The following is a 7,572-nucleotide window of genomic DNA, read 5'->3' on the forward strand; positions in this document are numbered from 1 at the left end:
GGTCCGCCCTGCAACGCGCGACCGCGCTTGCGCAGGATCGTGTTGAGCCGGTGGCGTTCCTTGCTCTTGGCGTAGGTGGACGGCAGCGTCCGCGAACGGCAGGTCTCGCCGTCGAGCTTGTCGAAAAGCAGCTGCTGCGACGACATTCCGACGAAGCCGACGTCGAGCGCGTCGGTGAGCATGCGCTCGATCTCGGCCAGCTCCGCCTCGGACGGTTTCACGTCCTTGCGGGTGGAGCGGTCCAGCCCCATCACCGCGGCCCGGATATCGGAGTGGCCGATGAAGCCGGCGAGGTTGGGCCCGAGCGGCAACTGTTCGAGCGCGTCGACGTATTCGCCTGCGGTACTCCAGGTCTGGACGTCGTTCATCGCGCCGACCACGTACTGACGCGGGATGGCCTCGACCCTGCCGAACAGGTCGCCCGCGGTCTCGCCGTCGACGTGCACGGTCGAGAGCGAACACGAGCCGAGCAGCACGGTGGTGACGCCGTGCCGCACGGACTCCGACAGCGATGGGTCGAGCAGGACTTCGACGTCGTAGTGGGTGTGGATGTCGATGATGCCGGGGATCACCCATTTGCCGGTCGCGTCGACGACGCGGGAGCACCCGGTCTCGTCGAGCGGGGTCTCCGAGATCTCGGCGATCTTGCCGTCGGTGATGCCGAGGTGACGAACCGCGGACGGGGCGCCGGTGCCGTCGAACCAACGGGCACCCTTGATGATGCTGTCGAACATGGTGTGACCCCTCTTAGATCGCGAGCTCGCGCCTGGTGACTTTACCGGTCGCGTTGCGCGGCAGCGCGTCCGAAGTGATCCGCCACCGGGCGGGCACCTTGAAATAGGCGAGGCGATCGGCGACGAAGGCGCTCAGTTCCGCCGGGTCCACCGCCCCTGGTTCGGCGACGACGATCGCCGCCACTTCCTGGCCGAGATCGGGGTGGGCGACGCCGAAGACCGCGCAGTCGCTGACGGCCGGATGTTCGACGAGCACGTTCTCGATCTCGGTGGGATACACGTTCTCGCCGCCGCGCAGGATCAGGTCGGTGCGCCTGCCCGACACGGTGAGTCTGCCGTTGTCCATCGTGCCGAAATCACCGGAGCGCAACCAGCGTTGGTCGTCGATCGAGGCCGCTGTCGCCGCGTCGTCGTTCCAGTAGCCGAGCATGACGTAGGGACTGCGGATGCAGATCTCGCCCTCCTCACCCTCGCCGAGCGCGTTGCCCTCGGCGTCGCGGATCTCCACTGCCACCCCGATGATCGGCCTGCCGACCGAGGCGTCGTCCGCGGCCAGGTCCAGCGGGGTGGCGACCGTCGCCGCGGTGCCGCTCTCGGTGAGGCCGTAGCTGGTGGTCAGCGAGAACTGCAGGGCCGGGATCTTCTCGCGCAGGCTGGCGAGCAGCGCGGGCGAGGACGGCGCGGAGTTCAGCGAGAGCGCGCTCAGCGAGGACAGATCGTGCTGGGCCACATCGTGTTCCAGCAGGCGCGACGCCATGGTCGGCACCGCGGCCCAGTTGGTGACCTTCTCGCGCTCGACCAGGCTCAGGACGCGGCCGACCTCGAACGCCCCGTGGGGGAACACCGCCGCCGCACCGGTCAGCAGGCGCGGGATGACGAGGTTGTGCAGGCTGGCGATGTGGAACAGCGGCGCGGTGACCAGGTAGCGGCGATCGCTGGGAGCATCCCCGGGCTCCTGACCCATGAACGCGGCCATCATGGCGTCGGTGAAACGGTGGTAGTCACTGATCGCCACCATGTTTCGCTGCGAATGGACAACACCCTTGGGCCTGCCGCTGGTCCCGCTGGTGTAGAGGATCACGGCCGGATCGTCTTCGTCGACCGGTGTGCTGGGGATCTCGCCGCCGCCGAACTCGGCGATCAGGGCGGGCAGATCCTCGTCCATGGTCAGGACGGGCAGGTCGGTGCCGGTCTCGGCCAGCAGCGCAGCCCTTTTCGCGTCGGCGACGACGACGGTCGGAGTGGTGTGGCCGAGCCCGTAGGCGATCTCCGGCGGCGCCCACCAGGCGTTGTAGCCGACCGGGATCGCGCCGAGACACTGCGCGGCCCAGAACGCGATCACCCAGTCCGGGCCGTTGGCGGCCAGGATGCCCACGCGATCGCCCTTGCCGACGCCGTACCTGGCGGCCAGGGCGGTGGCCAGCGCGCCCGCGGCCGCGGCGTGCTCGGTGAAGGAGATCCGGCGGTCCTCGGTGACGAGGTAGTCGCGCTCGCCCCACTTGCGCGAGTGCTCCAATAGTTCGCGCAGGTTGGCACGGCGATGGGCGAGGACCGGAATCGGCACGCCGAGAACGGGTTCGACGGTCATCTCGAACGGCGCGCCCGGCGCGGTCAGGCCCGCAGCCACCTTGGCCACGAATTCCTGTGGGTCTACAGCGTTGGTCATGTTCTTCTCCATCAAGGAATGAGGACGGCGCGGCCGCGGATCGCGCCGGAGTCGAGTCGGTCGAAGGCGGTGCGGGCATCGGCCAGGTCGAACCGCTCGACCTGAGCGCGGAGCTTGCCCGCGGCGGCCAAGGCCACAGAATCTATGAGGTCGGACCTGGTGCCGCCGTAGGACTTTCGTACCGTGGCACCCCAGGGCAGACCGGGTCCGCCCGCCGGGCCCGAGTCGATGCCGGTGGCGCCGCCGCCGAGACCCACCAGCCGGACAGCACCGTTGGGGGCTACGGATTCGACGGCGACCTTGACGGTGGGGTCGGTGCCGACGAAATCGAACACCGCCTCCGCACCGCGTCCGCCGGTGAGCTCCAAGATCGTGGCCGCGGTGTTCTCGTCGGCCTTGAGCACGATGTCGGCGCCGCATTCGGTGGCCAGGGCGAGCTTGTCGGCGTCCACGTCGACGGCGATCACGGTGGTTTCGGTGAGTGCCTTCAACAACTGCACCGCCACGTGACCCAGTCCGCCGATCCCGCTGGCGACCGCGGTGGCGCCGGGCCACAGCTGGTCCATGGCGCCGCGAATGGCGTGCATCGGCGTCAGGGCCGCGTCGGCCAGAGGCGCGGCGTGGGCGAAGTCGAGTTCGTCGGCGATCGGCACGAACGAGCGCGCCGGGATGCGGACGTATTCGGCCATACCACCGTCGGGGCCGAGGCCGGGGCACGGCGGCATCGCGGTGCGACCGGCAGCCAGGCAGACATTCTCGTTGCCGCGCAGGCACTCCCGGCATTCGCCGCACGACCAGCACAGGTACACGATCCCGCGTTCGCCGACGCTGCGACCTTCCACCCCCGAGCCGACCGCCTCGATGGTGCCCGCGATCTCGTGGCCCAACGTCAAGGGCTTCTCGCTCATCGGGAACGGCAGGCTCAGCACGAACGAATCCGAATGGCAGATCCCGGCCGCGCCGACCCGCAGCAGCAGATCGCCGGGGCCGAGTTCGGGTACGGGCACCGTACGTAATTCGAGGGTGCCCGGCGCCGTCAACTGCATCGCACGCATGCTCATCGGGCGTCTCCAATTGCGTCGAAAGTGGCTTTCAGGTAGCTGTCGCACCGATCGGAGCCGATCAGTCCGGTCGCCATGCGATTCATGGTGTAGGCGAAGGTGATTCGACGATCCAGGTCGTTGACGACCATCGAGCCGCCGTACCCGGCCCACCAGCAGACCCGCCCGTCGGGGATGTGCGGGAAGGTCTCCGGTCGTGGCAGCCCGTAGCCGATGCCGAAACGCAGCGGAGCCAGCAGCGCCAGGTCGATGCCGTCGGCCTGCTCGCGGAAGATCAGCTCGATCGTCGCGGGCGAGAGGAACTGCCTGCCGCTCAGCTCGCCGCCGTTGGCGATCAGCGACTGGATGCGGGCCACCGAGCGCGCGTTGCCGTGCCCGTTGGTGCCGCCGATCTCGGCCTCTCGCCAGGCCGGCGTGGCGGTTTCGGAGACCTCGAGCCAGGGACTGGTGAGCGTCTTGATCAGCACGCTGTCCTGGTCGAGGATCGACAGGTCGAAGTCCGGCAACTCCGGCGGGACCAGGGTGGCGATCCGGTCGGCGTACTCGGGACCGGTGCCGATGTGGAAATCGGCGCCCAAGGGCCCGGCCAGCTCGTCGGCGAAGAACGTGCCCAGTGAACGACCGGTGATGCGGCGCACGAGTTCGCCGACGAGATGGCCGTAGTTGATGGCGTGATAGCCCGAGGCGGTGCCCGGCTCCCACCAGGGCGCCTGTCTCGCCAGCCGGGCGGCGGCGGCATCGGTGTCGTAGATGTCGGACAGCTCGATCGGCTTGTCCCAGCCCGAGACACCGGAGGTGTGCGAGAGCAGGTGCCGAACTTCGATGTCGGCCTTGCCGTTCGCCGCGAATTCGGGCCAGTAGTGGGCCACCCGCTGGTCGACATCGAGTTCACCACGGTCGACCAGCAGCAGGGCACACAGCGCCGTCATCGTCTTGGTGACCGAGAAGACGTTGACCAGGGTGTCGGCCGCCCACGCGGTGGTCTGCTCCGGGTCGGCGTAGCCACCCCACAGATCGAGCACCGGATCGCCGTCGACGGTGACGCACAGGGCGGCGCCCAGTTCGGCGCCGGAGGCGAGGTGTTCGTCGAAGGCCGCACGCACACCGGCGAATTCGTCACGACAGAAGCCCGAAGAAGCGCTCATCGCGCCACCTCGGCGGTCACCCGAGCGGGCACCGGCAACGTATTGCCCGCGGCGGCGGCACGTTTCGCGCCGCGCTCCAGCTCCTTGGTCATCGAGCGCACGTACGGCTCGAATTCGGTCTGGATGGTGTGGCGGGGCGAATCGTAATAGCGTCCGGCGCGTTTGGCCTCCTGCGCGCCGAGCACCTCGTCGATCTGCTCGCGCGGGGGCAGGTGATAGCGACCGGTCAGGTAAGCCGCCACCAGCTTGCTCTGCTGCTCGGCGAAGTTCACCAGCGTCGGCATCGGCTGGGCCAGACCGAGATAGAACAGGTTGTCCACGCCGGGCTTCATCATCATCTGGTACAGCGGGAACCGATTGGCCGCATCGGGCACCAACTCGGCGTCGGCAAAGAACGGAAAACTGATGTGGTAGCCGGTGGCACACACGATCACGTCGGCCTGCTCGCTGGTGCCGTCGGCGAAATACACGGTGTCGCCGTCTAATCGGGTGATCGCGGGCTTGCACTCCACGTCACCGCAGCCGGCCCGGTGCAGGAATTCCTCACTCGCCGACGGATGCGCTTCGAACGGCTCGTGATCCGGCGTCGGCAGTCCATAGGTCGACATCTCGCCGCGGTTCTTGCGCACGAAGCGCTGTTTGAGCTTGAGCGCGATCTTGTCGGGAATCCACGCGGGCATCGACGCACGGTCGCCCACTTGCCCGTTGACGTACTTGGGCAGCACCCACACGCCGCGACGGGCGGAGACGAACAGCTTCGAGGCGATGAATCGCTGGGACAGTTCCGAGGCGATATCGAGCCCGGAGTTGCCCATGCCCACCACGACGATCCGCTTGCCGCGCATGTCGATCGGGTCGAACGGGTCGTTGTAGGCGTGGCTGTGCATGAGCACGCCGTCGAATTCGCCGGGGTAGTCCGGGAATCGGGGGTTCCAGTGGTGGCCGTTGCACACGATCAGCGCGTCGTAGATTTCGGTGTCGCCCGCCGCTGTCGTGACCCGCCACAGGCCCGCGTCGTCACGCTCGGCCGAGGTGACCAGGCTGTTGAACCGAATACTGTCGCGCAGGCCGAAGTGGTCGACGTAGTCCTTGAAGTACTGCAGCAGCTGCGAGTGATGCGGGAAGTGTGGCCAATCCGCCGGGGCCGGGAAGTCCTCGAACTGCAGGCGATACTTCGAGGTATCGATGTGCAGGCTCTGATAGCACGCCGACATGCCGTTGGGATTCTTGAAGTACCAGTTGCCACCGACCTCGTCGGACGCCTCGTAGCAGTCGAACGGAATTCCGTTCTCGGCAAGCCGTTTGGCGGCGGTGATACCCGAAGGTCCGGCGCCGATGACGCAGACCTTGGGTAATTCGCGTGTATCCATGCACAACTCCTCCAGCGGCCTCGGTCATCGATGACCACGCCGTGACGTGGACCACAGGATAACGTCTCACTAGACATCATGTCCAGTGAATGGGCTGATCGTCTAAGATGACCCTATGACGACCGAACCCGCCCGCCGTGGCTCGCTCCGCGAGGAACAGAAGCGCCTGACGAAGGCCCGGATCGTCGAGACCGCACGCACCCTGTTCGAGACGCAGGGCTACTCCGATGTCCGCGTCGACGACATCGCCGCCGCCGTCGGCTGCAGCCGGGCGACCTTCTACCTGCACTTCACGAGCAAAGGCGAGGTGCTGCGCGCCATCGCCCAGGAAGGCACCCTCGCCAGCGTCCGGGATTTCTACGCCGACCTGGACCGGGTACTCACCATCGGCTCCCGAGAGTCGTTCGCGGACTGGATGACTCGCGCGATCGACTGGTTCTTCACGAACAAGGACATGCTCCCGGCCTGGGACGAAGCCACCGCGCTCGAACCGGAATTCCGCGCGGTGGCGCGCGAGGGCATCATGACCCTGGCCGACACCATGCCCGCCTATCTCGCCCGCTGGCCCGAGCACCGCCGCGACGAGGCCCGGCTGCGGATCGAACTGCTCGTCGCCCAGCTCGAGCGGTTCTTCACCCGCTGGGCGATGCAGGGCACCATCGACGTCTCGGCCACGCAGGCCGCGGCGGTGCTCACCGATGTCTGGTTTCCGGCCCTCCAGGCGCCGGACTGAGATCAGAGCAGGCCGAGCACGCGAGCCTGGGCGATCGCTTCGGCGCGCGCGTTCACCGCGAGCTTCTGGTAGATGCCGCGCAGGTGCGTTTTGACGGTGTTCACCGAGACGCCGAGGTCGGTGGCGATATTGCCCGCGGTCATGCCAGAGGGAAGTTGGCGCAGCACCACCAGTTCGGTGTCGGTGAGCTGCGGTGCGCCCGCGGTGGCGCCGCGGTGGGCACGGATCCGGTCCACGAGCGCCGCGTACTGGCCGAAGCGCGCGCCGATCCGGGCGAGCAGTTCAGCCGCCTCCGGCACGTCGAGGAACGGGCGCGTCAGTTGTTCGGCCGCCGCCTGCGCGAGAGCCTGTTCGCAGGCATCGTCGACCTTGCGGGGACGATCGAGGCGGTCGGCGGCGACCGCGACCAGTAGCCATGCCGCGACCAGCGAGCGCGAGGAACAGCGCGGGGTGGCGAGCAGGGGTTCCAGCACCGTCAGCACGACGGCCGGGCGATGGGCGTAGAGCGCCAGTCCCGCTTCGGCGACAGCCATCTCGGGAGTCCGGCCGAGCACGCGCGTCGCGTGGTCGACCAACTGCTGCGCGTCGGCCCTGGCCTGCACGCGCAGCAGCAGCCACAGCACGTCGGTGACCAGTTCACCGGTGCCGTACAGCGTCGGTGATTCGTCGAGCAGGCGGTGCAGTTGCTTGGCGAGTGCGACCCCGGCGGCCGACCGATCCGCGGCGTCGGCGAACATCAGCACCCCGGTCATGATCGCCACCTGACGCACCGGCGCGGGCACCACGGTCTCGTCGGCCGCGACCCAGGGCAGACCCGGCAGCGGCCGCTCGAAATCCGCGCCCTGCTGGTAGGCGCCATAGGC

7 protein-coding genes are annotated in these 7,572 nt (G+C 68.1%); 1 reads left to right on the forward strand and 6 read right to left on the reverse strand.

Going from position 1 to position 7,572, the window contains the following annotated elements; all coding sequences use genetic code 11:
• The 5 genes from ACFWF3_RS16730 to ACFWF3_RS16750 all read right to left on the reverse strand — a co-directional run.
• Window positions 1-734, reverse strand: a 734-nt coding sequence (locus tag ACFWF3_RS16730) for an amidohydrolase family protein (RefSeq protein ID WP_379314369.1), incomplete at its 3' end; no start/stop codon positions are given.
• Window positions 735-747: 13 nt separating this feature from the next.
• Complete coding sequence (locus tag ACFWF3_RS16735; protein ID WP_379314370.1) at window positions 748-2,400, reverse strand: class I adenylate-forming enzyme family protein; 1,653 nt, start codon at window positions 2,398-2,400, stop codon at window positions 748-750.
• 11 nt (window positions 2,401-2,411) lie between these two features.
• Window positions 2,412-3,455 carry an NAD(P)-dependent alcohol dehydrogenase gene (locus ACFWF3_RS16740; protein WP_379314374.1) on the reverse strand — a complete coding sequence of 348 codons (1,044 nt, stop codon included), beginning with the start codon at window positions 3,453-3,455 and terminating at the stop codon, window positions 2,412-2,414.
• Between the two features lie 2 nt (window positions 3,456-3,457).
• The gene (locus ACFWF3_RS16745) at window positions 3,458-4,606 is read right to left on the reverse strand and encodes a serine hydrolase domain-containing protein (RefSeq protein ID WP_379314371.1); all 1,149 of its coding nucleotides are present in this window, start codon (window positions 4,604-4,606) and stop codon (window positions 3,458-3,460) included.
• Window positions 4,603-5,976 (reverse strand): flavin-containing monooxygenase, encoded by a 1,374-nt coding sequence (locus ACFWF3_RS16750; protein WP_379314372.1) that lies wholly within the window; start codon window positions 5,974-5,976, stop codon window positions 4,603-4,605. Before ACFWF3_RS16750 ends, ACFWF3_RS16745 begins: the two co-directional genes overlap by 4 nt.
• 115 nt (window positions 5,977-6,091) lie before the next feature.
• On the opposite strand from ACFWF3_RS16750, the gene ACFWF3_RS16755 reads away from it, so the two are divergent.
• Window positions 6,092-6,709, forward strand: coding sequence for a TetR/AcrR family transcriptional regulator (locus tag ACFWF3_RS16755; protein WP_378704287.1), 618 nt, complete (start codon window positions 6,092-6,094; stop codon window positions 6,707-6,709).
• A gap of 2 nt (window positions 6,710-6,711) precedes the next feature.
• Here the strand turns inward: ACFWF3_RS16755 and ACFWF3_RS16760 are convergent.
• Window positions 6,712-7,572, reverse strand: an 861-nt coding sequence (locus ACFWF3_RS16760) for a LuxR C-terminal-related transcriptional regulator (protein WP_379314373.1), incomplete at its 5' end; no start/stop codon positions are given.

It is taken from the genome of Nocardia sp. NPDC060220 (genome assembly GCF_042727815.1).
Classification (GTDB): Bacteria; Actinomycetota; Actinomycetes; order Mycobacteriales; family Mycobacteriaceae; genus Nocardia.

Coding starts and splice junctions, on each gene's coding strand:
- ACFWF3_RS16735 (WP_379314370.1), bottom strand. CDS start 2,400: ATGACCAACGCTGTAGACCCACAGGAATTCGTGGCCAAGGTGGCTGCG.
- ACFWF3_RS16755 (WP_378704287.1), top strand. CDS start 6,092: ATGACGACCGAACCCGCCCGCCGTGGCTCGCTCCGCGAGGAACAGAAG.
- ACFWF3_RS16740 (WP_379314374.1), bottom strand. CDS start 3,455: ATGCGTGCGATGCAGTTGACGGCGCCGGGCACCCTCGAATTACGTACG.
- ACFWF3_RS16745 (WP_379314371.1), bottom strand. CDS start 4,606: ATGAGCGCTTCTTCGGGCTTCTGTCGTGACGAATTCGCCGGTGTGCGT.
- ACFWF3_RS16750 (WP_379314372.1), bottom strand. CDS start 5,976: ATGGATACACGCGAATTACCCAAGGTCTGCGTCATCGGCGCCGGACCT.